21 protein-coding genes are annotated in these 24,168 nt (G+C 64.8%); 9 read left to right on the top strand and 12 right to left on the bottom strand.

Features of this window, described 5'->3' with window-relative positions:
• Positions 1-132 precede the first annotated feature (132 nt).
• The 3 genes from AC1DVS_RS19165 to AC1DVS_RS19155 are packed head-to-tail and all read left to right on the top strand — an operon-like array spanning position 133 to position 2,921.
• Positions 133-2,112 (top strand): putative bifunctional diguanylate cyclase/phosphodiesterase, encoded by a 1,980-nt coding sequence (locus tag AC1DVS_RS19165; RefSeq protein ID WP_478025520.1) that lies wholly within the window; start codon positions 133-135, stop codon positions 2,110-2,112.
• A complete protein-coding gene (locus AC1DVS_RS19160) occupies positions 2,109-2,504 on the top strand; it encodes a hypothetical protein (RefSeq protein ID WP_478025519.1) in 396 nt (131 codons plus the stop codon). The genes AC1DVS_RS19165 and AC1DVS_RS19160 overlap by 4 nt, the downstream gene beginning before the upstream one ends.
• A 27-nt stretch (positions 2,505-2,531) precedes the next feature.
• The gene (locus AC1DVS_RS19155) at positions 2,532-2,921 is read left to right on the top strand and encodes a YybH family protein (protein ID WP_478025518.1); all 390 of its coding nucleotides are present in this window, start codon (positions 2,532-2,534) and stop codon (positions 2,919-2,921) included.
• Here AC1DVS_RS19155 and AC1DVS_RS19150 read toward each other — a convergent pair.
• Entirely contained in the window at positions 2,852-3,244 is a 393-nt protein-coding gene (locus AC1DVS_RS19150) for a hypothetical protein (RefSeq protein WP_478025517.1), read from the bottom strand. The two genes, AC1DVS_RS19155 and AC1DVS_RS19150, sit on opposite strands and share 70 nt — an antisense overlap.
• A gap of 333 nt (positions 3,245-3,577) precedes the next feature.
• On the opposite strand from AC1DVS_RS19150, the gene AC1DVS_RS19145 reads away from it, so the two are divergent.
• The 3 genes from AC1DVS_RS19145 to AC1DVS_RS19135 all read left to right on the top strand — a co-directional run bounded on the left by AC1DVS_RS19145 (position 3,578) and on the right by AC1DVS_RS19135 (position 7,861).
• On the top strand, positions 3,578-5,503 hold the full coding sequence (locus AC1DVS_RS19145; protein WP_478025516.1) for a TOL_0244 family TonB-dependent receptor: 1,926 nt from the start codon (positions 3,578-3,580) through the stop codon (positions 5,501-5,503).
• Between the two features lie 73 nt (positions 5,504-5,576).
• Positions 5,577-6,143, top strand: coding sequence for a TOL_0243 family YfiR-like periplasmic protein (locus AC1DVS_RS19140; RefSeq protein WP_478025515.1), 567 nt, complete (start codon positions 5,577-5,579; stop codon positions 6,141-6,143).
• A complete protein-coding gene (locus AC1DVS_RS19135; protein ID WP_478025514.1) occupies positions 6,140-7,861 on the top strand; it encodes an ATP-binding protein in 1,722 nt (573 codons plus the stop codon). The genes AC1DVS_RS19140 and AC1DVS_RS19135 overlap by 4 nt, the downstream gene beginning before the upstream one ends.
• A 32-nt stretch (positions 7,862-7,893) precedes the next feature.
• Here the strand turns inward: AC1DVS_RS19135 and AC1DVS_RS19130 are convergent, their stop codons facing one another.
• The 4 genes from AC1DVS_RS19130 to AC1DVS_RS19115 all read right to left on the bottom strand — a co-directional run bounded on the left by AC1DVS_RS19130 (position 7,894) and on the right by AC1DVS_RS19115 (position 13,991).
• Positions 7,894-8,229, bottom strand: coding sequence for a PilZ domain-containing protein (locus AC1DVS_RS19130; RefSeq protein WP_478025513.1), 336 nt, complete (start codon positions 8,227-8,229; stop codon positions 7,894-7,896).
• Between the two features lie 235 nt (positions 8,230-8,464).
• The gene (locus tag AC1DVS_RS19125) at positions 8,465-9,982 is read right to left on the bottom strand and encodes a hypothetical protein (RefSeq protein ID WP_478025512.1); all 1,518 of its coding nucleotides are present in this window, start codon (positions 9,980-9,982) and stop codon (positions 8,465-8,467) included.
• Between the two features lie 117 nt (positions 9,983-10,099).
• Positions 10,100-13,555 carry a transcription-repair coupling factor gene (gene mfd, locus AC1DVS_RS19120; RefSeq protein WP_478025511.1) on the bottom strand — a complete coding sequence of 1,152 codons (3,456 nt, stop codon included), beginning with the start codon at positions 13,553-13,555 and terminating at the stop codon, positions 10,100-10,102.
• Between the two features lie 169 nt (positions 13,556-13,724).
• On the bottom strand, positions 13,725-13,991 hold the full coding sequence (locus AC1DVS_RS19115) for an FAD assembly factor SdhE (protein ID WP_478025712.1): 267 nt from the start codon (positions 13,989-13,991) through the stop codon (positions 13,725-13,727).
• A gap of 73 nt (positions 13,992-14,064) precedes the next feature.
• Between AC1DVS_RS19115 and recG the strand changes: the two genes are divergently transcribed.
• On the top strand, positions 14,065-16,125 hold the full coding sequence (gene recG / locus AC1DVS_RS19110) for an ATP-dependent DNA helicase RecG (RefSeq protein ID WP_478025510.1): 2,061 nt from the start codon (positions 14,065-14,067) through the stop codon (positions 16,123-16,125).
• A gap of 6 nt (positions 16,126-16,131) precedes the next feature.
• Here recG and AC1DVS_RS19105 read toward each other — a convergent pair whose 3' ends face one another.
• The 7 genes from AC1DVS_RS19105 to serS form a co-directional block, all read right to left on the bottom strand.
• Complete coding sequence (locus AC1DVS_RS19105) at positions 16,132-16,434, bottom strand: PilZ domain-containing protein (RefSeq protein WP_478025509.1); 303 nt, start codon at positions 16,432-16,434, stop codon at positions 16,132-16,134.
• Between the two features lie 49 nt (positions 16,435-16,483).
• The gene (locus tag AC1DVS_RS19100) at positions 16,484-16,783 is read right to left on the bottom strand and encodes a PilZ domain-containing protein (protein ID WP_478025508.1); all 300 of its coding nucleotides are present in this window, start codon (positions 16,781-16,783) and stop codon (positions 16,484-16,486) included.
• Between the two features lie 109 nt (positions 16,784-16,892).
• Positions 16,893-18,122, bottom strand: a complete 1,230-nt coding sequence (gene tyrS / locus AC1DVS_RS19095; RefSeq protein ID WP_478025507.1) for a tyrosine--tRNA ligase — start codon at positions 18,120-18,122, stop codon at positions 16,893-16,895.
• A 94-nt stretch (positions 18,123-18,216) separates the two neighbouring features.
• Positions 18,217-20,079, bottom strand: coding sequence for a hypothetical protein (locus tag AC1DVS_RS19090; RefSeq protein WP_478025506.1), 1,863 nt, complete (start codon positions 20,077-20,079; stop codon positions 18,217-18,219).
• Between the two features lie 107 nt (positions 20,080-20,186).
• Positions 20,187-21,245, bottom strand: a complete 1,059-nt coding sequence (locus AC1DVS_RS19085) for a peptidoglycan DD-metalloendopeptidase family protein (RefSeq protein WP_478025505.1) — start codon at positions 21,243-21,245, stop codon at positions 20,187-20,189.
• Between the two features lie 42 nt (positions 21,246-21,287).
• Positions 21,288-22,052, bottom strand: coding sequence for a 5'/3'-nucleotidase SurE (gene surE, locus AC1DVS_RS19080; protein WP_478025504.1), 765 nt, complete (start codon positions 22,050-22,052; stop codon positions 21,288-21,290).
• Entirely contained in the window at positions 22,052-23,326 is a 1,275-nt protein-coding gene (gene serS / locus AC1DVS_RS19075; protein ID WP_478025503.1) for a serine--tRNA ligase, read from the bottom strand. The genes surE and serS overlap by 1 nt, the downstream gene beginning before the upstream one ends.
• 96 nt (positions 23,327-23,422) lie before the next feature.
• Here serS and AC1DVS_RS19070 point away from each other — a divergent pair, with 96 nt between their 5' ends.
• The gene (locus tag AC1DVS_RS19070; RefSeq protein WP_478025502.1) at positions 23,423-23,947 is read left to right on the top strand and encodes a host attachment family protein; all 525 of its coding nucleotides are present in this window, start codon (positions 23,423-23,425) and stop codon (positions 23,945-23,947) included.
• A gap of 40 nt (positions 23,948-23,987) precedes the next feature.
• Positions 23,988-24,161, top strand: a complete 174-nt coding sequence (locus tag AC1DVS_RS19065; protein WP_478025501.1) for a hypothetical protein — start codon at positions 23,988-23,990, stop codon at positions 24,159-24,161.
• The last annotated feature ends 7 nt before the right edge of the window (positions 24,162-24,168 follow it).

Raw genomic sequence — 24,168 nt, 5'->3', positions numbered from 1 at the left:
GCTAAGCCTTCGCGGGGCTGGTAACAACCCCGATTAAAGTGTGGGGTTGCGATGAAAAAGCTCGCTCACCCCTTGTAAACTGCCGAAAGTGCATGGAGTGGCTAAGGCAGAGCGGGCAAATGGGGGAGGGTTGTGACGGAAACCACATCATCGCATGCCCCGCCACTGTTCGTCCTGTCGTTCAGGCAGCGCGACGAGCTGGCAGCGCTCGCCGCCGGCGCCGGCTGGCAGGTGGTCGCGGCAAGGCGAGCGGCGGGGGCCGAACGGCGCTTCCTGACGAGCGGCGCGGCGATCGCGGTGATCGATGCGCGCGGTGCGCTGGACGATGGGCTCGAGGCAGCGTCGTCGATCGGCGGCGTGATCGCGGCCAATGGCGGTGCGCTGCTCGCGCTGGTGTCGCGCGGCGACACCAATGCGATCGCTTCCTTCTTCGATGCGGGCGCCACCCATTTCCTCGCAAGCCCGTTCACTGAAGCCGAATTTGTTCAGGCACTGCGCTATGCTGCCCGGCATGCCGAGCGCATGGCCGGCGAATGGCGGGCAAGCGGATCGGCCGAACCCCTGGGCTGGCGGCTCGATATCGCCAACCGCGCGCTGCAGCTGACTCCCGCCTTTGCGCGGCTGCTCGGCGTCGACGAGCAACCGCGGCTGATCGCACTGTGGCGACGAATCGATCCGGCTGAGCGCCACGCGGGGATCGCCGCGCTGCGGCGGCTTTCGGCAACGCATAGCGCGACGGCTTTCGCCCATGATCTTCCTGGAGTAGGGCGGATCGTCCAGCATCTGCAATATGATGCGAAGAGCCAGCGGATCGATGCGCTGGTCGAGACTTTGGGCAGCGCGCCTGAGCCGGCTTCGGTGCTGCGCGATGCGCTGATCGGGTCGCAGGGGGCCGCCGGTGCACGGCGCTGGCTCGACCGGCGGCTGGCTGACCCCGATGGCCGGCCGCTGTCGGCGATGCTGATCGCGCTCAATCGGTTTGATATCGTCAATACGGCCTATGGCCGGGCGGCGGGCGATGATCTTCTCCGTGCTGCCCTGAAGCGCATCGAGGACGTGGCCGACGGCGCCCTTGCGGTGCGGCTTGGGGGATCGGAATTCCTGGTTGCGATCGAGGACCAGGGTGCCCGTGTCGATCTGGTCGCCGAGCGAGTGGCCGGCGAGCTGGCGCGGCCATTCGTGACGGGCGAAGCGATCGCCGTGCTCGGGTGTCGCATCGGCATTGCCGGGCGCCAGCCGGGTGACAATGCGGTAAGCCTGTTGCGCCGCGCGAGCGAGGCGCTGGCCGACGCCCGCGCCTCGGACAGCGCAACCGTGCGCACCGCCGATTCGAGTGGCGACGAAGCCTCGCTCGAAGCGCTGGCGGTCGAGCTGCACCATGCGATCGAACGGGGCGAGATCGACATTTTGTTCCAGCCCCAGGTTTCGGTTTCCACCGGGACCATGGTCGGCGTCGAAGCGTTGGCGCGCTGGGACCATCCGGTGCTGGGGACGATCGGTGCCGACACGTTGTTCGCGGCGGCGGCGCGTGCCGATCTCGAAATCGGCCTTTCCGACCATATCCAGCGGATCGTGCTCGCGCGGGCGGCGGCGTGGCCGAGCGGGTTGCGGGGCCTCCGGCTCTCGCTCAACCTGACCGCGGCGGACATTGCGCGGCCGGGCTTTGCCGATCTGTTCCTCGACCGGGTCGATGCGAGCGGCTTCCCGCGTGGGCGGCTGACGGTGGAGATCGTCGAGAGCGGCCTGATCGAGGATCTCGGCGCGGCGGCGGGCCTGCTCGCCTCGCTGCGAAGGGCTGGCCTGCGGGTCGCGATCGACGATTTCGGGACCGGCTATTCGAGCCTCGCCTATCTCAAATCCCTGCCGCTGGATTATCTCAAGATCGACAAGAAGCTTGCCCAGGACATCACCGGCACAACCCGCGACCGCGTGGTGGTGCGCGGCGTGATTGACATGGCGCGGTCGCTCGGGCTGGTGGTGATCGCCGAGGGCGTGGAGACGCAGGCGCAGCTCGAACTGCTCGCCAAGGAGGGGTGCCAGATATACCAAGGCTTCCTCTATTCCGAGCCGGTATCGGGCGACGCGCTGGCGGCGATGGCGGTCAGCGCGTGAGCGATCCCATGGACCTGACGGGCGTGTGGTACGGTGCCTGGACAGCGACGCATCCCATCTATCCCAACAGTTTCATCGCCAATCTGGTCGAGAGCTACTCTCTGTTCTCGGGATCGATCACCGAGCCGGATGTTAATCGCCGACCTGCGATTTTCCGCGCCTTTGTCGAAGGCGCGCGGGCGGGTGCCGATATCCGCTTCGTCAAGCGCTATGACGGGAGCGGGCGGCTGTCGCATGCCGTGCTTTACACCGGCAAGATCAACAGCAGCGGCACCGAGATTGCCGGCACCTGGCATTTCTCGACGTATTCGGGCGGTTTCACGATGCAGCGCGAGAGCTTTACGACCGAGGAACTCGAAGAACGCGAAGAGATCAGTGTGCCGACGGAGTGAGCGGACTGGATTGAAGGAGCCGAGGCGATGCGTGGGATGATCCTGCTGGGGCTGTTGCTGACGACACCCGTTGTTGCCCGGACGGAAAAGCCGATGACGGCTTCCGCGGCCACAGCCGAGGCTGGGGTGGCGGCCGCCATGGCCGAGAGCGCGGCGGGCTGGAATGCCGGCAGTCTCGAGCGGTTCGTTGCAGTCTATGCGCCCGATGCGACCTTCGTGACCGAGAAGGGGCTGGTGCGAGGGCGGGCCGCGATCGCCGACCGCTACCGGCCGAGTTTCGCGGGCGGTGGCAACAAGCGCGGCAAGCTCAGCTTCGAGACCCTGGGCACTCGGAGTGTCAGCCCGACTCATATGCTGCTCTGGGCACGATGGACGCTGACTCCGGCCGGCGCGGCGGCAAAGGTCGGACCGGGATGACGACTTTGTTGTTCGAGCGCCGGCCCGAGGGGTGGCGGATCATTTCGGACCATAGCAGCTGAAGGCAGCGGGGGGCGGGATCGAGCGCGGGCTGGCTGTTCCTGGCTGTTTTCAGCTAAATTTTTTTGCTGGCTGTTATGTTGGATTTCTCTCGTGAAATTATCTTTATAACTCAGCGGCTTGTGGGTGGGCTGGCTGTTCCTGAATAACAGCCAGAAAACAGCCAGCTTTTTCGCCGGAACAGCCAGTATCAGCCAGCGAACAGCCAGCGCGTGATTCAACTGATGCGCGAAATCGATTTTAAAGGCGGCGCGAGGATCCATGACCGGACCTGTGGCAGGTGCGGAGAAGAGTTTGAATCAGGAAGGGGCCGTAAGTCAGGATTGCCCCTGGTGTGGCTGAGAGCCACGATTGCGCATTCAGATTCGCTGCACCGCGAAGTGGATCATCCTCTGGATTGGTAAAGTGTGTCTGGAACTGAAAGGGATGGGGCTTTCAACAAGCGGGGCAGGTGCTTGCGTCCCTGATGGGGTTATACCTAGGCCGGCCATATCCTCTCGTTAAGAATGGCCTCCTAATCCTGACGGTCTGCCGGGAACGGCACATCCTTGGGCGGAAGCATCGGGGCAGATGCTGTAATGTCGAATGGCAGAGTCTTGAAATCCTTGCAGGGTGGTGCGTGGGCCGTGGCGGCTGGCCTTTCCATGCTGGCGGCGAAAGCCGAGGCGGCGGAAGGGGCGCAGATCGACCTCGGCACGCTGTCGATCGAGCAGCTTGCCCAGATCGAGGTGACCTCGGTCTCCAAACGTGCGGAGCCGGTCAGCGATGCCCCGGCGGCGATCTATGTCATCACCCGGGCAGACATCGTCAGGGCCGGCGCGAACAGCCTGCCGGAGATGCTGCGGCTCGCGCCAAACCTACAGGTCGCGCAGATCACCGCCAGCCATTATGCGATCACCGCGCGCGGGTTCAACGGCGGCGCATCCGACAAGCTGCTGGTGCTGGTGGACGGACGCAGTATCTACACGCCCTTCACCTCGGGCGTGAACTGGGATCTGCAGGAAGTCTCGCCCGAGGAGATCGAGCGGATCGAGGTGGTGAGCGGCCCGGGCGGAACCTTATGGGGCGCCAACGCCGTCAACGGTGTGATCAACATCATCACACGCAAATCGAGTGAGACGCAGGGTCTTGCGGGGCAGGTCGCCGGCGGCAACGCCGAGTTCCGGGGGCACCTGCAATATGGCGGCAGGATATCCGACACGCTGAGTTATCGCGCCTATGTTGGCGGGTTCAGGCACGGGGATACGGGCCGCACCGGCACCGGTGCGAGCGCCCGCGATGGCTGGCACAAGGTGCAGGGCGGCTTCCGAATGGACTGGGCGCCGGAAGGGGACCTCGTCACGCTCCAGGGTGACATTTACGATGGGGCGGAACGGCAGCCTGCCGCAGGGGACCAGGCCATATCGGGCCATAATCTGCTTGCACGCTGGACCCACAATCTGGCCGGCGGATCGAGCCTGCAGCTCCAGACCTATTATGACCATGTCGAATATGCGGTGCCGAACCGGTTCGCGAACGCCCTCGACACCTATGATCTCCAGGCGCAGCACAATTTCACCCTGGGAAATCATGAAATGGTGTGGGGCGGCGGATATCGCATGCTGCACGACGATTTCCCGACCACGCTCTCGGCGACCCAGGCGGTGCAGTTCGTACCCCAGAGCCGCACCTTCCATCTCTGGAACCTGTTCGCGCAGGATTCCTTCTCCGTGACGGACAGGCTGAAGCTGATCGCAGGCATCAAGATCGAGAAGGAACCCTATACCGGCGTCGCAGCCATGCCGAATATCCGCCTGTCCTGGGCGATCACCGAGAGAAGCCTGTTATGGCTCGCCGCCTCGCGTGCGGTACGCGTTCCTTCGCGGCTCGACCGTGACGTCAACCAGCGTGTCGGTTCGCTGCTCATCATCACTGGCGGCAATATGCAGCCCGTCAAGGTGGACGCCTATGAGCTCGGCTATCGAGCCCAGCCGCTGGCGAATCTCTCCTTCTCGATCTCCGGCTTCTACAACCGATATCCGAACCTGCGCAGCGCCGAGCTGACCAATGGCGGTTTTCCGATCACCTTCGGTAACGGCATGGAAGGCGAGACTTATGGCTTGGAATTCTGGGCGACCTATAACCCAACGGCCTGGTGGCGCCTGATCGCCGGCGCCAACTGGCTCCATGAGGACCTGCGCTTCAAGCCGGGCAGCAGCGGCGTCGGCGGACTGCAGATCGCCGGAAACGATCCGGAATATCAGCTCTCGCTACGCTCCGCGATGAACTTGGGCAAAGTTACGCTGGACCTCGGTCTGCGCCAGATCGGTGCCCTGCCGGCGCCAGCCTCGCCCGCTTATGCCGAGCTCGATGCGAGGATCGCCTGGGCGGCCTCGGACAGGATCGAACTGTCGGTGACCGGGTCAAATCTCCTCCATGCTTATCATGCGGAATTCGGTACTGTGACGAACACGCTGCAGGTCGGCCCGATCGGCACCCGGATCCAGAGAAGCGTGCTTGGCGCCGCGCGGTGGAAATTTTGAACGGGCCGCACGTCGATGCCGTGGCGTCCGCGCGTGGGGCCGGTATCGGGCCCAGTACAGGGTTGGGCGACTGATGCGTGACGGCAGAGTCTGTCGCCTGGCCGTCGGCCTTGGCTTGCCATTGGCCGCTTTCGCCATGGCGACCATGGCGACAGCCCAGACGAAACCGCTTGGATCGCAGGTCAAGGCCGCATTCCTCCAGAAATTCGCCGCCTATGTGAGCTGGCCACCCGGTGCCCTGGGCGCGGCCGACGATCCGATCCAGCTCTGCATCCTCGGCCGCGATCCCTTCGGCTCCGAGATCGATGATGCAACGGCGAGTCAGCGTATCGATCAGCACCCTTTTGTCGTGCGCCGCTTGGACGGCACCGCGAATGCGGCGCGCTGCAACATCGCCTTTCTCGGCGGATCGACCCGGCAAAGCGCCGCCGCGATGCAGGATGCGTTGCGCGGGAAACCGATCCTGACCGTCACCGATGCCGATCTCGGGGCCGAGCGCGGCATGGTGCATTTCGTACTGAAGGACGGACGCGTGCGCTTTCATATCGACGACGCGCTGGCCGCGCGCAGCAATCTCGGGATCAGCGCGCGTTTGCTCAGCCTGGCGATCAGCGTGAAACCAAGAGCGCGCATATCATGACCATGGCGATCCTCCGGATGCGGCGAGGCCTTTCGCTCATCGTGCCGCTGGCGGTGGTGATGCTCCTGATCGCCAGCCTGTGGATCATCTATCAGGGCGAGCGAAGCTATCGCACCGAGCAGCAGCGCGCTGCTCAGGTACAGGCGGAGATTCTTGCGGCTAGCGCCACCGCTGCCCTCGATTTCGAGGATCGGGCGACCGCGCAGGAATCAGCCAACGCCCTGCGCGCGAACCCGCAGGTGAAGATGGCAGGCATCTACGACGTCCGGGGCGACCGCTTCGCCGGCTATGCCCGGGCAGAGGCTCTGCCGGCGCGGCTCCAGGACATCAGCGCACCAGATGGCACCTCGGTGCAGGCGATCGTGCCGGTGATGCGAAGCGGTACGAAGATCGGGACGGTCTATCTCGCCGGGACGATCGATCCGCTCACCCGCCGCCTGTCGCGCTACGCGATGATCGCGCTCCTGGCCGGGATGACCTCGCTGGTGCTCGGCGTGCTCGGCTTTGGGCAGGCCGCCCTGCGCCGCGTCAACGGGACGCTTGCTGAAGCCAATCGCCAGCTCCAGCTCCAGATGGAGGAACATGGCCGCACCGAGGAGCAGCTCCGCCAGGCCCAGAAGATGCAATCGCTCGGCCAGTTGACCGGTGGTATCGCGCATGATTTCAATAACCTGCTGGCGGTTATTCAGGGTTCAGCCGATATCCTGCAGCGGCCGGGATTGTCCGAGGAGAAGCGCGCGCGGTTCACCAAGGCGATCATCGATGCCTCCACCCAAGGGGCGTTGCTGACCGGGCAGCTGCTCGCCTTCGCCCGCCGCCAGCCGCTCAGGCCCGAAACCCTCGACATCAACCACCGCATCCTGACGATGCTGGTCATGATCCAGCCGATGCTTGGGCCCAACATAGCGCTCAGCACGCATCTCGAGCCGGCGCTGCTGCCAGTCGATGTCGATCCCGGCCAGTTCGAGGCGGCTTTGCTCAACATCGTGGTCAATGCGCGCGACGCAATGCCCGAGGGCGGCGAGATCACCATCCGCACCGGCAACGTGACGGGCGAGGACGCGGGCGGGCGCGAGCGCGCGGTTGCGGTTACGGTCGAAGACAGCGGCCGCGGGATCGCTCCGGATCAGCTCGAACATGTGTTCGAACCCTTTTTCACGACCAAGACGGTGGGCAAGGGAACCGGGCTCGGCCTGAGCCAGGTTTACGGCTTTGCCGCGCAATCGGGCGGCGAGGCGCGGATCGGCAGCGAGGTCGGCAAGGGCACGAAGCTGACGCTCCTGCTGCCGGCGAGCGACAAGCCGCTGCCGGTGGCGCCGGAAGTCCGGCAGGAGGTCACAGCGAAGGAGCAGGCCGGCCGGATTCTGCTCGTCGAGGACAATGAAGCGGTGGGCAACCTTGCGGAATCGCTGCTCGGCGAGCTGGGCCATGAKGTGATCCGCGCCCGCAGCGGCCCGGAGGCCCTGCGCCTGGCCGACAATGGCGCGCAATTCGACATCGTATTCAGCGATGTGGTCATGCCCGGCATGACCGGGCTCGAGCTTGCCGACAAGCTCAAGAAGCGCCGCCCGCTCCTGCCGATCATCCTGACGACGGGCTATAGCGAGGGCATCGTTGCCGCGGGAGCGCGCGGCTTTCCGCTGGTGCGCAAGCCCTATCGCATGGAAACGCTTGCCGGCGCCGTCGACGAAGCCCTGGCGAGTCACCGAGCGCTTTAGCCTGGGGATGCAATATTGCTGGCGGTGGCGCCTTATTCCGAGCTGGCGGTAATCAATTGGCGCATGAGCGCGCGCGGCAGCGGTTCATCGAAGCGGCAGCCGATCCGGCCGTCAGCGCACCACACGACGGTCGCTGCCATGGGCGGGTTGCCGTTAAGCCCCAGCCACAGGCGGTCGCCGGGGGCGTGCCGGGTCGATGAAACGAGGCGGCAGCCATAGGTGGAGATGTCGCACAGGTCAGCGGCCAATTTTCGCGCACGGCTAGAATGCGCGGTTGTCCGGGTGATGTGGACTGAATGGCGCGGCTCAGCGCGCAGATCAAGCGACGCCGCCTGCACAGTGCGAAACTGGGATGCTCGTGTAGCCATGTTTTTCCCCGACCCGCTCAATGGAATAAGGGAACAGCAATGATGAAAAAGTTAACGCTACCGCAGAGGCCCTGAAGGGCCGAAGAATTCGCTCAAGGAGAAGGATAGGGCGGGCTCGCGGCTTCCGCCAGGTCTTCGACGATTGCAACGCACCGTCGAGGCGGGCTGTTTCGGATCCCAGAAGGTGGAGGGGCCTCTTCCACCCCCGGAGGAAGAGGCAGCGCCCCAGCCTTGGCTACCGAACTTGGTACGGGTCAAGCGATATCCATGCCCCGGTTATCTCAATGTTGGTGTTGGCCGTGATCGGATAGAAGGCCAGGGTGAGAGAAGCGGTGGCGGGCTGAAGAATGAAAGTGTGGCCATAGGTTGCCGGCTTGCCGCTCAACGACAATGGGGCCGACGCATCTATATCGGTGTAGGACAGAAGCGCGCCGGACGCGTCGCTCTGGAACAGGCGCGCGACCAATCCCGGATTTGAACCACCGGTCCAGTCGGGCGCCCACAAGGTCGCACCAAACGTACCCGTGGCGGTGAGGTGACTGCCTACAGGTACAACCTGATACAATACCTGCCCCGCGCCAGTCGACGGAGTCGAGAAAATCAGGCTGCAGTTGCCGCCGCTGGTGAAGGGCCAGGGCGATGTCGAAGTGGGCACTCTGCTATCCCAGGCCCAGTTGAGCACATCAGGGCTGTTGATTCGCGCCCAGTTGCTGCCGAGCACGCAATTGTTGCTGCTATCGCGCGCCCAATGCGCATCCTTGATCAGATTGCGCGTTCGATAGAGAGGATCGACATGCCACGCGATCACATTGGCATCGTTGGCGGCTGGGCCATTGGGATCCCACGGGGTGGATAGCAGATCAATATTCGACCAGTCACGACAATCGATGAGCCAATAGCTGACACTGCTCAATGTCATCGTCAAAGGCGCTGTCGGACAGCGCGCGTGTGCGTAGCTTTGGTCATACCCTGTCACGTTATCGATCCAGGCTTCGAACCGGGTAACACCGTACTGGCGCGTGAGGTAGCTCACTTCCAGCGCGTGAAGGCCCGCCGAGAAATGATAGCCGACAAGTGAGTCGAGCGACTTACCGCTCTCATAAGTAAAGGTGTTAATCCGCTTCCACCGCACTTTCGACGCGGTGGTGGTGAAGGGCGTGGTTGTGCAATCGGGCGCATGATCGGTGGGCGAATCCGTAAGCGCGCTCATCGTCGTGGTGACCGCACCTGATCCACTGGGCATCAATAGCCAACCGCCTGTCTGGCAGGAGCTTTTCCACCATGGTTGCCAGCCGCCGCTCGGATCGACGGTTCCTTCAAAACCCAGATAGGAGCCATCGACAGCCAGAATATTGTAGCCACCGTTGGTCGCATCGAGAAACGGTTGGGCACTGCCGAAGCGGGGATCGGTTCCGTAACTCGAGGTGAAGAAATAGGTCTGCACCGCCTTTATCGTCGGGGAGTTGATGCCAGCGTCGAAGGGGAATGTGTCGCTGACCTGATAATTGCCGACATCGTGTTTGTGATAGGGCAGCGCCTCGCCCACCTTGAGCGGACGGATCGTGTAGCCGGATGCGCCACAGGTCGCCGGATCAAGCGGCAGCGCGACGTCCGCTGTGCTCACGCACACTGACTGGACCATATAATCGGCGGCATTTTGGGCGGACGCAGGCATCGCAGCCCCCAGGATCGCGGCCAGCGAGGCAGCGGCGACCACTCCCGCCACACCAAGTCTCTTCAGGACACTGAACATTTTCCGCTCCATTCGTCCGAACCAATCCGCACCTTCGCTGGCCCGGTTACATAATCGGGACGCTTGAACGAAAGTTTAGGCCTAATTTCCGGTCGCGTGTGGTCAGGGCGAAGATTGTCAGCCCGCCGCCTTGGCCAGCCCTTTCGACAGCTGCAGCGCACCGTTGAGGCGGGCCTTGGGGTCGGCCCAGGTCCGCGTCACGACCAGCTTGTGGTCGGGCCTGAGCTTGGCCACGCCGTCCAGGCGCGCGACCCAGGCGAGCAGGCCGTCGACATTGGGTGGCTTGTCGTCGTGGAAGGTGACGAGCGCGCCGCGCGGGCCGACGTCGATCTTGGCGACACAGGCCTTTTTGGCGTTGAGCTTGATCTCCATGAGGCGGATGAGGTTCTCGGTCGGATCGGGGAGCGGGCCGAAACGGTCGATCAGCTCGGCGGCGAAGGCCTCGACCGCCTGGCTTTCGTCGAGCTCGTTGAGACGGCGATACAGGCCCATGCGCAGATCGAGATCGGGCACATAATCCTCGGGGATCAGGATCGGCGCGTCGACGGTGATCTGGGGTGAGAAGTCCTTGGGGCGCTGGGCGAGGCCGCCGGCGCGGGCCTCCATGATCGCCTCTTCGAGCATCGACTGGTAGAGCTCGTAGCCGACTTCCTTGATATGTCCCGATTGCTCGTCGCCAAGCAGGTTGCCGGCGCCGCGGATATCGAGATCGTGGCTGGCGAGCTGGAAGCCTGCGCCGAGGCTGTCGAGATCGCTGAGGACCTTGAGGCGCTTTTCCGCGGTCTCGGTGACGATGCGGTCGGCGGGGGTGGTGAGATAGGCGTAGGCGCGGGTCTTGGCCCGGCCGACACGGCCGCGCAGCTGATAGAGCTGGGCGAGGCCGAAGCGATCGGCGCGGTGGATGATCATTGTGTTGGCGCTGGGGATATCGAGGCCACTTTCGACGATGGTGGTCGAGATCAGCACTTCGAACTTCTTGTCGTAGAATGCCGACATGCGCTCCTCGACCTCAGTCGGCGACATCTGGCCGTGCGCGGTGACGGCGCGGACCTCGGGGACATGCTCGCGCATGAACTGCTCGATATCAGGGACATCGGCGACGCGCGGGGTGACGAAGAAGCTCTGGCCGCCGCGATAATGTTCGCGCAGCAGCGCCTCGCGCAGCACGACCGGATCCCAGGGCATGATATAGGTGCGGACCGCGAGGCGATCGACCGGCGGGGTCTGGATCACCGAGAGCTCGCGCAGGCCCGACATCGCCATTTGCAGGGTGCGCGGGATCGGCGTGGCGGTGAGGGTCAGGACATGGACGTCTGTCTTGAGCGCCTTCAGCCGTTCCTTGTGGGTGACGCCGAAGCGCTGCTCCTCGTCGACCACGACCAGGCCGAGGTGCTTGAACGCGACTGACTTGGCGAGGATGGCGTGAGTGCCGATGACCACGTCGATCGTGCCGTTTTCGAGGCCTTCGCGGGTTGCCTTGGCCTCAGCGGCAGGCACCAGCCGCGAGAGTCGACCGACATTGAGCGGGAAGCCTTCGAAGCGGGCAGTGAAGTTCTGGAAATGCTGGCGGGCGAGGAGCGTGGTCGGGCAGACGACCGCGACCTGCATGCCCGACATGGCGGCGGCGAAGGCGGCGCGGAGCGCGACCTCGGTCTTGCCGAAGCCGACATCGCCGACGATGAGGCGGTCCATTGGCGTGCCTGAGGCGAGATCGGCAAGGACATCGTTGATCGCACGGTCCTGGTCGTCGGTTTCCTCGTACGGGAAGCGATCGACGAAGCTGGCATAGCCGCTGCTGTCGGGCTCGATCACGTCGGCGGGGCGGAGTGCGCGTTCGGCGGCGGTTGCGATGAGCTCGCCGGCGATTTCGCGGATGCGCTCCTTCATCCGGCTCTTGCGGCGCTGCCACGCTTCGCCGCCCAGCTTGTCCAGGCTCGCGCCTTCGCTGTCGGCGCCGTAGCGGGAGAGGACTTCGAGATTCTCGACAGGGACGAACAGCTTGTCCCCGCCGGCATAGGTCAGCGCGACGCAGTCATGCGGGCTCTGGCCGACCGGGATCGAGGTCAGCCCCTCATAGCGGCCAATACCGTGATCGACATGGACGACGAGATCGCCGGGCGTGAGCATCGCCAGCTCGGCGAGGAAGGCGTCGGCCGATTTCTTGCGCTTGGCGCGGCGCACGAGGCGGTCGCCGAGCATGTCCTGCTCGGTGAGGAGCGCGACGTCGGGGGTGGTGAAGCCGTGGTCGAGCGCGAGGACGATGAGGGCGACGCCCTTGTCGGCGAGGCCCAGCGCTTCCTGCCAGGTGTCGGCGTTGCGCGCGGCTTTCAGACCATGGTCGGCGAGCAGGCCGGCGAGGCGTTCGCGGGCACCATTGGAATAGCTCGCCAGGATGGGCTTGCGGCCGTCGCGGCGGAGCTTTGCGACGTGATCGACAACGGCTTCGTAGATGTTCGCGCCGCCCGAGCGTTCCGCGCCGAAATCGCGGGGCCCGTCGACGTTGAAATCGAGGACTGTGGCGCTTTCGGGTTCGTGGAATTGGGTGGTGAGATGGGCGGGCGCGGCTTCGAGGCGTTCGGCGAAGTCAGTTGCCGCGAGGTAGAGCGCGTCAGGCGGGAGGGGGCGGTAGCTGCCGGGATCACTCGACTGCGCCTTTACCCGGTTGGCGTGGTAATCGGTGATGGCTTCGAAACGCTGCTCCGCCGCGCCGAGCACACCGGCGTCGCGAACGACCACCGCTTCGTCGCCGAGATGGTCGAAGAGCGTCGCCATCTTCTCTTCGAACAGTGGGAGCCAATGCTCCATGCCGGCGAGGCGGCGACCTTCGGAGATGGCCTGGTAGAGCGGATCGCCGGTTGCGGTGGCGCCGAAGCGCTCGCGGTAGCGGCTGCGGAAGCGCTTGATGCTGTCTTCGTCGAGCAGGGTTTCGGATGCAGGGAGCAGGGTGAAGCCGTCGATGCGGCCGGTGGTGCGCTGGTCGGCTGGATCGAAAGTGCGGACCGATTCGATTTCGTCGCCGAAGAAATCGAGGCGGAGCGCCTGTTCCTCGCCCGAGGGGAAGAGATCGACGAGACCGCCACGGACCGCGAACTCGCCTGAATCGGCGACGGTTTCGACGCGCATATAGCCGTTCGCCTGGAGCTGGGCGGCAAGCTTGTCGCGGCCGATGCGCTCCTTGGGGGCGAGCGTTGCGACGAGCTGGCGGATGCGGAACGGCGTGAGCGTGCGCTGCGCGGCGGCATTGGCGGTGGTGACGAGGAGTTGCGGACCTTTGACTGGTTTCTGGAGGCGGTGGAGAGTCGCCATGCGCTCGGCCATGACACGGAGCGTCGGCGAGGCGCGGTCGTAAGGGAGGCAATCCCAGGCGGGGAAGGTCAGGATTTCGAGTTCGGGCGCGAAGATCGTGGCGGTCGCGGCGATTGCGCGCATCGCGGCTTCATCGGGTGCGATGAAGACGGCGCGGGTCTTCGCGGCGCGGGCGAGATCGGCGAGCAGCCACGGCTCGAATCCGGTGGGGACACCGGCGAGGGTCAAAGGGCGCTTGGCCGAGAGGATCTTGTTCAGGTCGGGCATTCTAACTCCAGCCCCTCCCTTTCAAGGGAGGGGTAGGGGGTGGGTGCGCGCGTCTGCGCGCTCATAAAGACTCAGGGGCGTTCCGCTGGAGCGACCAACGAGGCATCGAGCCTCGTTGGTCGCTGCCCCACCCCAACCCCTCCCCTGAAGGGGAGGGGCTTTATTGTTCTCATTCGGCAATCGGTACGTAGTTCAGCACGCGCATTGCCTCTAGAATCGGCCCTTCGAAACGGGCCGGGCAAGTGTCCGTTCCGATCGCCCAGGCCATGATGTCGACATCCTGTTCCTCGAGCAGTTCTTCGAAAAGGTCGATCTCGGCATCGCTCCAGCCCTCACCGGCGGCATCGAAGAAGCCGCCGATCAGGAGATCGGCTTCCTTGGTGCCGCGGTGCCACGCGCGGAAGCGCAGGCGTTTCAGGCGGGTTTCGCGATCCATATATTTCCAACGACGATTGGCCGGCGGGCGCTGGCGGCGCACGTCGGCTGGGGGTAGGAGACTGCAGATAGTCATGCGGCCCGATATCCTCAATCCATTGTTCGCCGAGATCACGGCATTGAAAGGCGTCGGGCCAGCACTCGCCAAGCCGCTGGACAAGCTTGGGCTGCACCGGGTGATCGATGTCGCTTTTCATCTGCCAACCGGATGGATCGACCGGGTCGCGCGTGACGAGCTCGATATGGCGGATGCCGGGCGGACGATCGCGATCACGCTGACGGCGCGGGATTATCGCTCTGGCAATGGCCGCGGGCCGACGCGGGTGCATGCGACTGATGCTGCGGGCAATTATGTCAGCCTGGTCTATTTCGGCGGGCATCCCGGCTGGGCGAAGAAACTGCTGCCGATCGGCGAGCAGCGGCGGGTTTCCGGGCGGCTCGAAATGTATGGGCAGGAATTGCAGATGGTCCATCCGGACTATGTGCTGCCGCTCGACGAGGCGCCCGATGTGGCGGAACGCGAGGCGATCTATCCGTTGTCGGAAGGGATTACGTCGCGGCGGATGGGGCAGATGGCGGCGCAGGCGCTCGAGCGCGCGCCTGAGCTGCCTGAATGGATCGAGCCGGGATTGCTGGCGAAACATGGCTGGCCGGGGTGGCGCGAGGCTTTGGTGCGGGTTCATGCCGACCCATCCGATGCGAAGGCGAAAGAACGGCTCGCTTATGACGAGCTGTTCGCCAATCAGCTTGCGCTGATGCTGGTCAGGCAATCGTCGAAAGCGCGGCGGGGCAGGGCGCTGGCGGGCGACGGGCGGCTGCGCGATGCGCTCGAGCTGCCTTATACGCTGACCGGAGCGCAGGCTCGGACGGTGCGGGAGATCGAGGGCGATCTGCAACAGGCCCAGCCGATGCTGCGGCTGCTGCAGGGGGATGTCGGATCGGGCAAGACGCTGGTCGCGGCGATGGCGTTGCTGATGGCAGTCGAGGCTGGGGCGCAGGGGGCGTTGCTGGCGCCGACCGAAATCCTTGCCCGCCAGCATTATGACACGCTGAGGCGCCAGCTTGGCGGGCTGCCGGTCGAGATCGCAGTGCTCACCGGGCGCGACAAGGGCAGGGTGCGCGAGGCGACGTTGATGGGGCTCGCTTCGGGCGCGATTCATATCCTGATCGGTACGCATGCGATCTTCCAGGAGGCGGTAAGCTACAAGGACCTGGCTCTGGTGGTGGTGGACGAGCAGCACCGCTTTGGCGTGGCGCAGCGGATGATGCTGCAGGCCAAGGCGGAGCGGCCACCGCATCTGCTGGCGATGACCGCAACGCCCATCCCGCGCACGCTGACGCTCGCCAATTATGGCGAGATGGATGTGAGCCAACTCGATGAAATGCCACCGGGCCGCCAGCCGATCGAGACGCGAGTGATCTCCGAGGACCGCTTGCCTGAGATCGTCGATGCGCTGGCGCGGCATCTCTCCGATGGGGGGCAGGCCTATTGGGTGTGTCCGCTGGTCGAGGAGAGCGAGAAGAGCGATCTGGCCGCAGCCGAGGCGCGGGCAGAGACGTTGAGGGCGCGCTTCGGCGACAGGGTCGGACTCATCCATGGCCGGATGAAGGGTCCCGAGAAGGACGCAGTGATGGGTGCGTTCGCGAGTGGGCAGATCGGAGTGCTGGTCGCGACGACGGTGATCGAGGTCGGTGTTGATGTGCCGAATGCAACGCTGATCGTGATCGAACATGCCGATCGTTTCGGGCTTGCCCAGCTCCACCAGCTGCGCGGACGGGTGGGGCGCGGGAGCGGGCGATCGATATGCCTGCTGATCCGGGGCAATCAGCTTGGCGAGACGTCCCGTGCGAGACTGGCGCTGATGCGCGAAACCAACGACGGGTTCCGGATCGCGGAGGAGGATCTGCGGCTGCGCGGTGCCGGCGAATTGCTCGGCACGAAACAATCGGGGGAGGCCGGCTTCAGGCTGGCGACGCCGGAGATGCTGATGGAAATGTTGCCCGCCGCGACTGACGATGCGCGGTTGCTGATCGATCGGGATGGCGGGCTTGAGGGACCGCGCGGCCAGGCGGCACGGACGGCGCTGTATCTGTTCGAGCGCGACGCGGGGGTGGCGCTGTTGCGATCGGGCTGAGCGGGATCAGTTCGCCGCGAGGGCCAGACAGGATTCGAGATTGATCGGCGCGTCGAATTCACAGCCGATTCGACCGCCCATCGACCAGCAGACCACGGCTGCGCGAGCGCCAACCCCGGGCAGATCGACCTTCAGGCGTTCTCCGGTGGAAAGTCCCTGGTCGCAGCGCGCCATCAGTCCGTTGGTCGAAAGATCGACGATGACGAGGGACAAGGGCTGACCGTCAGCGCCGGCCGCGCGGGTGCGGTGGAAGACAGGCACCCGCTTGTGCGCGCGCTGCTCAATGAAATCATGCTGCTCCAGCGCCATTGGCTATCCCCGGTTAGTGCTGGAGCAGCGGCTGCATGCCGCCGCGATCTCAGGTGCCGCGGACGAGCACCGCGAGCAGATCATAATAGCTGGCGAGATCGATCGGACGCGCGAGCTGGCAGCCGAGGCGGCCCCCGAGGGTCCAGCGGATCTCCGCGACGATCGTGCCGACCACAGGCAAGGTCACGCGCAGCTGATCGCCGACGTCGTAATTGGTGTCGGCGCGCGCCATCAGCCCAAGCGCTGACATATTGACGATGAGCAGGGACAGCATCTTGTCGTCGGGCCCGAGCGCACGGGCGCGATAATGCACCTCGTCCCGCGGGACGGCACGCTCATCAATCGGCATTATCGATACCTGACCCATCACAGTCCTCGTGCGGCCTCACCCCAGTCTGCAATGCCGGACGTGAATTGCCTCGCAACAAAGCTGCTTAACGCGAAAATCAGCATTTGGGTCAGGCGGCGGTCAGAAGCCCGTGATGTTTCTTGCCGGCGGCGATGCGGACCGGATCGGCGCCGACTGCGATCTGGAGCGTCTCGTCGCTGACCTTGTCGGCACCGACACGCGCGCCACCACCCTTGATCAGCCGCCGTGCTTCGCCTTTGGACGCGCAGAGCCCGAGGCCGACCAGGGCATCGACAATGCCGATGGTACCGCCCGATACTGCGAGCGTCGGCAGAGAATCGCCTGCACTGCCTTCCTCGAATGTGCGGCGGGCGGTTTCAGCGGCCTCGGCAGCGGCTTGTTCGCCGCGGCACAGGCTTGTCGCGGCATCCGCGAGGATTTTCTTGGCCTCGTTGATCTCGGCGCCCTGCAGCGCTTCCAGCCGGGCGATCTCGTCGAGCGGGAGATCAGTGAACAGCTTCAGGAAGCGGCCGACATCGCGGTCATCGGTGTTCCGCCAGAATTGCCAGTAATCATAGGCGGAGAGCTGATCCTCGTTGAGCCACACCGCGCCCGAAGCAGTTTTGCCCATCTTGGCGCCATCGGCGGTGGTGATGAGCGGGGTCGTCAGGCCGAACACTTCGACGCCGTCGATACGGCGGGTCAGTTCGATGCCGTTGACGATATTGCCCCATTGATCCGAGCCGCCAAGCTGGAGCCGGCAGCCGACACGCCGCGAAAGCTCCATGAAATCATAGGCCTGTAGGATCATGTAGTTGAATTCAAGGAAGGTCAGCGGCTGTTCGCGATCAAGCCTGAGCTTGACTGAATCAAAGGCGAGCATGCGGTTGATGGTGAAATGGCGGCCGACATCGCGCAGGAACGGGATGTAATCGAGCGCGTCGAGCCACTCGGCATTGTCGACCATGATGGCGTCGGTAGGTCCGTCTCCGAACACCAGGAAGCGCTCGAATGCGCGGCGGATCGAGGCGATGTTGGCGGCGATGCCAGCATCGTCGAGCAGCTTGCGCGATTCGTCCTTGCCGGAAGGGTCGCCGACCTTGGTGGTGCCGCCGCCCATCACGACGATCGGCTTGTGGCCGGCCTGTTGGAGGCGGCGCAGCATCATGATCTGGACGAGGCTGCCGATGTGCAGCGAAGGCGCGGTTGCGTCGAAGCCGATATAACCGGGCACGACCTGCTTGTTAGCGAGCGCATCGAGGCCGGCGGCATCGGTGAGCTGGTGGATATAGCCGCGGCTCGCAAGCAGGCGGAGGAGATCGGAACTATGCTCGGTCATGATGCGGGGGCGCTTATCGGATTTCCACGCTGGCCGCCACAGTCTCGGTTCCTGGCTGAAAATCGGAACTTTCAAGCATCGTCCCGGCTGTCCTCTATGGCGAGGGCGCCACGGAAGGCGCCTGATCGCCAGTGCCGGTCCGGGTGATCAAGGCCCGGGCCGCGGGTCGCTCGGGCGAATCATAGGGTCCCGCCGCGACCGGCATGATGACCATGCGCGCGACATCGGTCTGGCCGCGATCGGCGAGCGCAGTGGCGAGCTTGAGCCGGCTCGCCGGGGCACTCGGCACCTCGCCGACCGCTTTTTGCAGGCCATCGACCGCCGTGATCGGGGGCTTCTCACCGTTAACTGCATAGCTGGCATAATAGGCCAGCAAAGGCTGCACAGCCTCGACATCGGCGTGATTTGCGGCCGCAATCACCTTGCGCGCTTCCACCAGGCGGGCCACTCGCTCGGATTCGGGTGCGGCTGCGGCGAGCTGGACCATCGCCGTGCCCTTCCAGACCAGCGGCCTTGAATCGGTTGGTGCCAGCGCCAGAGCACGTTCCGCTGCCGCCAGGCACTGGGCCGCGTTGTCGCTGCGGCATTCAGCCTCGGCGAGCAGGAGTTGGGCGCCAAGCTCTCCGGACCAGCGATTGGCATCCTGCCGCAGCCGAGCAAGCCATTGATCGCGCTGCTTGAGCGCTTCCTCGCGCGCTTTGGAGAGTAGCTTCGCCTGTTTCGAGTCCATGTCGCCGCCGGGGGCTGGCGGGATGAGGACGCGGGCGCCCAATTCGAGCCGTCCCTTCACGAAGGCAGCTTGACCCTGGCTCAGTCGGTGCACGATCGGCTCCTCCGTCTTGTCGACGGGATAGGTCACCTGCTCGTACGGCTTACGGGCACTGTAATAGGTGCGCAGTTCGCGGGCGAATTGCTTCGGATCGCCGAAGATCGCCGCGGCGGTTGCGGCATCCGCACCGTTGTTCCGGGCGGTGAGATATTGGCGGAGCTGTGGGCGCCTTGTGTCCGAGAACATCAGGAAGTGAGTCAGGAGCCAGGCGTGGATCGGTGTCCAGTCGGTCTTGTGCGGCTTTTCCGTCAGATACTTGTCGCTGAAGATATCCTCGACCGGGAAGCTGCCGAACACATCGAGCACGGCCGCCGTGCCGCGCGGCGAGCGGCCGAATTCCAGGATATTATTTCCCTTGGTGGCGAAGGAGGCAAAAATCTGGCCGAAGCCGTCAAGATACCAGCGCGGATAGGCGGCGGGAAAATAGGTAAGGAGATAGTGCTGGGCATAGCCGGCATAGAGGAGGCTTTCAGCCGGTACCTCGATCGCATGCTCGCCAAAGGTGGTCGTAAGGTCGTGCGATCCGATCATGCCCGCCGTCGCGAAATCGCCGATCACGGCGCCTTGCAGGTCCGCCTGCGCCATCGGATTCCCCATCGGATCGGCGCTGCGATGGTCCATCGCGCTGGACACTGCCGAAAGGACGCGGGCGGGCGTGGCCGGGGAGCGTTCGATCACGGTTCGCTGGTCGACCCGCGTTGTCGCCATGACCGGGCCGTCCTCGCGCGGATCATAATAGCGGCTGATCTGGAACAGGTCGTTGAACGGGCCTTGCTGCCAGCGTTTGTTCCTGAGATCCAGTTCGTCGAATTCGGCGACATCGCCGATCAACGTAATGCGAAGCTTGATCGTATCGTCCTGCACGTTCGTGCGGCCGAGCAGCCCCGAGAGAAGGAAGTGGAGTCGCTCCAGGTTACGCGTCAGGCGAATGAGTTCGCTTTCGGGGCCGTCGCTCAGGACGATCACATGGCTTGTTTCAGCCTCGCGCCAGCCGCTCGGCTTGTTGCGGACGCCCCTGACGATGATGTCGGGCGCTGCGATGGCCGGCTGTTGGCTGGATTGCGCGCTCGCGGCGCATGGCGACAGCGTGCTTGCAGCCGCCGCCAGAAATAGGAGCCGCACCTTCATCATCGATCTCCCCACCCGCAAGCTGAGTCGCTCTTCGGGTGCAGAAGGGTAAGCATGATCCAGAACCTCGGACAAGATACCCCGAAGCTCCCCGTAATGGGAAAGGTTCAACGTCGCGGCAATTGTCCAAGTGGGTCGACCGGGGTGCGGCCCTGGCGGATCTCGAAATGCAGCTGCGGACGATTAGTGAGCCCGGAATCGCCCGACATCGCGATCGTCTGGCCTTTCTTGACTGACTGGCCGCGCTTGACGAGCAATTGGTTGGCATGACCGTAGACGGTCGTCCAGCCGCCGCCATGTTTCAGGATCACGAGGCCACCGAGATTGGCGACCTCATTGCCGGCATAGGCGACGACGCCGTCCGCTGACGCGAGGATCGGCGTATCGAGCGGCACGGCGATATTGATGCCGTTGAATTTCTCGCCCGTCGCGCCCGGGCCGAAACGGGCGACGATATTGCCGCGGGCCGGCCAGGCAAAGGCTCCCTTCAGCCTTGCCGGTTCGGCGAGCGCAGCGCTGGGCGGGAGGGTGCGGCTGGGCGAAGGACTCGGGCGGGTCGGGCGCTGGTTGACAGCGAGGGCGGGTTCCCCGCCGGTGAGGATATCGTCGACGTCGAGGGTGAAGGTGACAGCGCGCTCTCCAGCCGTGGCTGCCCCAGTCGGGATCAGCACCCGCATGCCGACGCGCAACGTATAGGGCGCCTGCAGATCGTTGAGGGTGATGATCCGCGACCAGTCGACGCCATAAGCGCGGGCGATGGCGATGCCGGTCTGACCGGCACGGACGAGATGGTAGCGGCCGCCGGGAATCGCGAGATGCTGGCCGGTGCGCAGGGTGAAGGGCGCCACAAGCCCGTTCGCCCTCGCGATCGCCTCGGATCCGGAGCCGGTCCGGTCAGCTATGCCGCGAAGCGTGTCGCCAGGCCGGACGATATAGGTGGTGGAGCGGATCGTCTGCGCATCAGCGATGACGGGGCGGGCGACCCAGGCCGGCGGAGGAGCTTCCAGGTCGCGGCGATTGTCGTGAGCGCGCTGCCTCGGATAAGGCTGTTGCTGGTCATAGCGCGGGGGTTGATAAGGGGCAGGGGGCGGATAGTCGCGTTCGGGGCCACCCATCTGCGGAATACAGCCGCCAAGCAACGCCAGCGCGATCAGCGATATGGCCATGCGCCCGCATAGCCGGTTCCGATGCTCCCCCATGCCATCCCCTCACCTATAGGCGGCGTTAAGCATATCGAGGGATTCGCGATGTGTCAGGTCGAGATGCAACGGTGTTACCGTGATATAGCCCTGCTCGATCGCTTCGAGGTCGGTCTCCGCAGTCGGCGTGTGTGCCATGCGGCCAAGCGCGAGCCAGTAATAATCGTAACCGCGTGGATCGGTCCGCTTGTCGAGCGCCAGCCGGCCATAATCGCGCAGACCCTGAGACACGACCTTGATGCCCTTGACCGCGTCGGCGGCGATCGGCGGGAAGTTGATGTTGACCAGGCTGCGCGGCGCGAGCGGAGCGTCGAGCAACGGCCGCAGCACGCGTTCGCCCCAGGCCTCGGCGGCGGCGAAATCGACTCGGTCGCCCATGCCCTGGTCAGGGTAACGCTGGCTGAGCGCGATCGAGCGGATGCCGGCATGCGCGCCCTCCATCGCCGCGGCGACGGTGCCCGAATAGCTGACATCCTCGCCGAGATTGGCACCCCGATTGACGCCCGACAGGATCAGGTCGGGTGGAGCATCCTTCATGATGTCCGCGAGTGCGATCATCACTGCGTCGGTCGGCGTGCCGGTGACGGCGAAGCGCTTCTCGCCGAAGCGGCGCAGGCGGAGCGGCTCGGTGAGCGTCAGCGAGCGACTCTTGCCCGATTGTTCTTCGGCCGGAGCAACGATGGTGATGTCGTCGGAGAGCGTACGGGCAATCGCTTCCAGCACGGCGAGGCCGCGGGCGTTGATGCCGTCGTCATTGCTGAGGAGGATGCGCATCAGGCTGGTTCGAGCCGGTTGAGACCCTTGAGCCATGGCTGGAGCGCATCGGGAATCGCGACCGACCCATCTTCCTGCTGATAATTTTCCAGCACAGCGACCAAGGTTCGGCCGACCGCGAGGCCCGAGCCATTCAGCGTGTGCACGAAGCGCGTGCCCTTTTCACCCTCCGGGCGGTACCGGGCGTTCATCCGGCGTGCCTGGAAATCCGTGCAGGTCGAGCAGCTCGAAATCTCGCGGTAGCGGCCCTGGCCGGGTAGCCACACTTCGAGATCATAGGTGCGCGCCGCGGTGAAGCCCATGTCGCCGGTGCAGAGCTTCATGCGGCGGAAGGGCAGGCCGAGCGCGGTAAGAATGCCCTCGGCACAGGCGGTCATCCGCTCATGCTCGGCCTCTGACTGATCAGGCGTGACGATCGAGACCATCTCGACCTTTTCGAACTGATGCTGGCGGATGAAACCGCGCGTGTCGCGCCCGGCCGAGCCAGCCTCCGAACGGAAACAGGCGGTGAGGGCGGCGAAGCGGATCGGCAATTCGCCTTCGCTAAGGATCTTCTCGCGGACGATATTGGTGAGGCTCACCTCAGCGGTGGGGATCAGCCAGCGACCATCAGTCGTCCTGAACGAATCCTCGGCGAATTTCGGGAGCTGGCCAGTGCCGAACATCGTCTCGTCGCGGACGAGCAGCGGCGGGGCGACCTCCTCATAGCCATGGCCAGAGAGCGTATCGAGCATGAACTGGCCGAGCGCGCGGTGCAGCTTCGCGGCAGCGCCGCGCACCAGAGTAAAGCGGGTGCCGGACAGTGTCGCGCCCGTTTCGAAATCCAGACCGAGCGCCGGTCCGAAATCGACATGCTCTTTGGGGGCGAAGGCGAAGGCGGGCTGGGCGCCGCGGCTGTGGATGAGTTCATTGCCGTCTTCATCGGCACCCTCAGGCACATCGGCGAGCGGCAAGTTGGGAATCGAGGCGAGCAGACCGTTGAGCTCCTCGCCCAGTACCTTCTCCTCAGCCTCTATTGCCGGCATGCGCTCCTTGAGCAGCGCCACCTCAGCCATCAGCGCGGTTGCGGTTGCTTCATCCTTCGCGGCTTTGGCGGCACCAATTGCCTTCGACGCCTCGTTGCGACGGGCCTGGCCGGCCTGTGCCTCGGTGATCAKGGCGCGGCGGCGTTCGTCGAGGGCGACCAGAGCGTCGGCAACGGGTGCGAAGCCGCGCTTTGCAAGCGCTGCGTCGAAGGCGGCGGGATTGTCGCGGATCAGGCGGATATCGTGCATGGCGGCAGGCTATGGCGGCGGCCCGGCGCGCGCGCAACCCGTCGTGCTGCCGAGGCGTTATCCTTCCCGACTTCATATCGGAGAGGATGGTCGATCATGCAGATTCCCCACAACGCCGCCGTGCTGGTCGCCGATGGCCGCAAATTGCTGTTCCTGCGCAATGAAGGCGACGAGGAATATCCGAACCTCGTTGTCGAATATGGCGAAGAGCATATCAACCCAAAGGACCGCGATCAGAAATCGGACGCGGCCGGCCGCAGTTCGTCCGCCTGGGGCGGCGGCAGCCAGTCGGGGCATGGGCAGCCGGTCGGCTATGCCGGCGGTCAGGCGGGGCGCGGCCAGGGCGGTCAGTTCAGTCCGGCGCGCAGTGCAATGCAGGAAACCGACTTTCATCAGCTCGAGGAGGATCGGTTCGCCGCTGAGGCGGCCGATCTCCTCAAACGCCGTGCGTTATCGAACGAGTTCGAATCACTGATCGTTGTCGCCCCGCCCCGAACATTGGGCGAGCTGCGCAAACATTATCACAGCGAGGTGAGCGCGCGGCTCGCGGGCGAGCTGGACAAGGACCTCACGAATCATCCGATCCCGGAGATCGAGTCGGCGATCAAGGCTGCGCGGTAATGCGACTCAGGCGGCGATAGCGGCCGGTTTCGAGAAGCGCTTGCGTGCAACCAGCGCTGCAGCTGCAGCGCCGAACAGCAAAACCATCGGCGGGGCAGGGACGGGAGCCGGTGAGCCACCGGTCGATCCGGTGCTGCCATGGCCGCTGCTGCTCCAGCCGCTGCTCGTGCTCCAGCCACTGCTGGTGCTCCAGCCATGGCTGCTCGAGCCGTAGCTGCTGG

Source organism: Sphingomonas sp. P3_C5, assembly GCF_056402635.1.
Note: the sequence above shows the minus strand (reverse complement) of the source record. Positions and strands in the feature narration are given on the sequence as shown.

Bases quoted from the DNA above. Each gene is read 5' to 3' on its own strand.
- AC1DVS_RS19140 (WP_478025515.1), top strand. From the start codon at position 5,577: ATGCGTGACGGCAGAGTCTGTCGCCTGGCCGTCGGCCTTGGCTTGCCA.
- AC1DVS_RS19125 (WP_478025512.1), bottom strand. From the start codon at position 9,982: ATGTTCAGTGTCCTGAAGAGACTTGGTGTGGCGGGAGTGGTCGCCGCT.
- AC1DVS_RS19070 (WP_478025502.1), top strand. From the start codon at position 23,423: ATGCAGATTCCCCACAACGCCGCCGTGCTGGTCGCCGATGGCCGCAAA.
- AC1DVS_RS19105 (WP_478025509.1), bottom strand. From the start codon at position 16,434: ATGGCGCTGGAGCAGCATGATTTCATTGAGCAGCGCGCGCACAAGCGG.
- AC1DVS_RS19085 (WP_478025505.1), bottom strand. From the start codon at position 21,245: ATGGCCATATCGCTGATCGCGCTGGCGTTGCTTGGCGGCTGTATTCCG.
- tyrS (WP_478025507.1), bottom strand. From the start codon at position 18,122: ATGACCGAGCATAGTTCCGATCTCCTCCGCCTGCTTGCGAGCCGCGGC.
- AC1DVS_RS19150 (WP_478025517.1), bottom strand. From the start codon at position 3,244: ATGGATCCTCGCGCCGCCTTTAAAATCGATTTCGCGCATCAGTTGAAT.
- AC1DVS_RS19115 (WP_478025712.1), bottom strand. From the start codon at position 13,991: ATGGATCGCGAAACCCGCCTGAAACGCCTGCGCTTCCGCGCGTGGCAC.
- AC1DVS_RS19130 (WP_478025513.1), bottom strand. From the start codon at position 8,229: ATGGCTACACGAGCATCCCAGTTTCGCACTGTGCAGGCGGCGTCGCTT.
- surE (WP_478025504.1), bottom strand. From the start codon at position 22,052: ATGCGCATCCTCCTCAGCAATGACGACGGCATCAACGCCCGCGGCCTC.
- AC1DVS_RS19155 (WP_478025518.1), top strand. From the start codon at position 2,532: ATGCGTGGGATGATCCTGCTGGGGCTGTTGCTGACGACACCCGTTGTT.
- recG (WP_478025510.1), top strand. From the start codon at position 14,065: ATGCGGCCCGATATCCTCAATCCATTGTTCGCCGAGATCACGGCATTG.
- AC1DVS_RS19100 (WP_478025508.1), bottom strand. From the start codon at position 16,783: ATGCCGATTGATGAGCGTGCCGTCCCGCGGGACGAGGTGCATTATCGC.
- AC1DVS_RS19090 (WP_478025506.1), bottom strand. From the start codon at position 20,079: ATGAAGGTGCGGCTCCTATTTCTGGCGGCGGCTGCAAGCACGCTGTCG.
- mfd (WP_478025511.1), bottom strand. From the start codon at position 13,555: ATGCCCGACCTGAACAAGATCCTCTCGGCCAAGCGCCCTTTGACCCTC.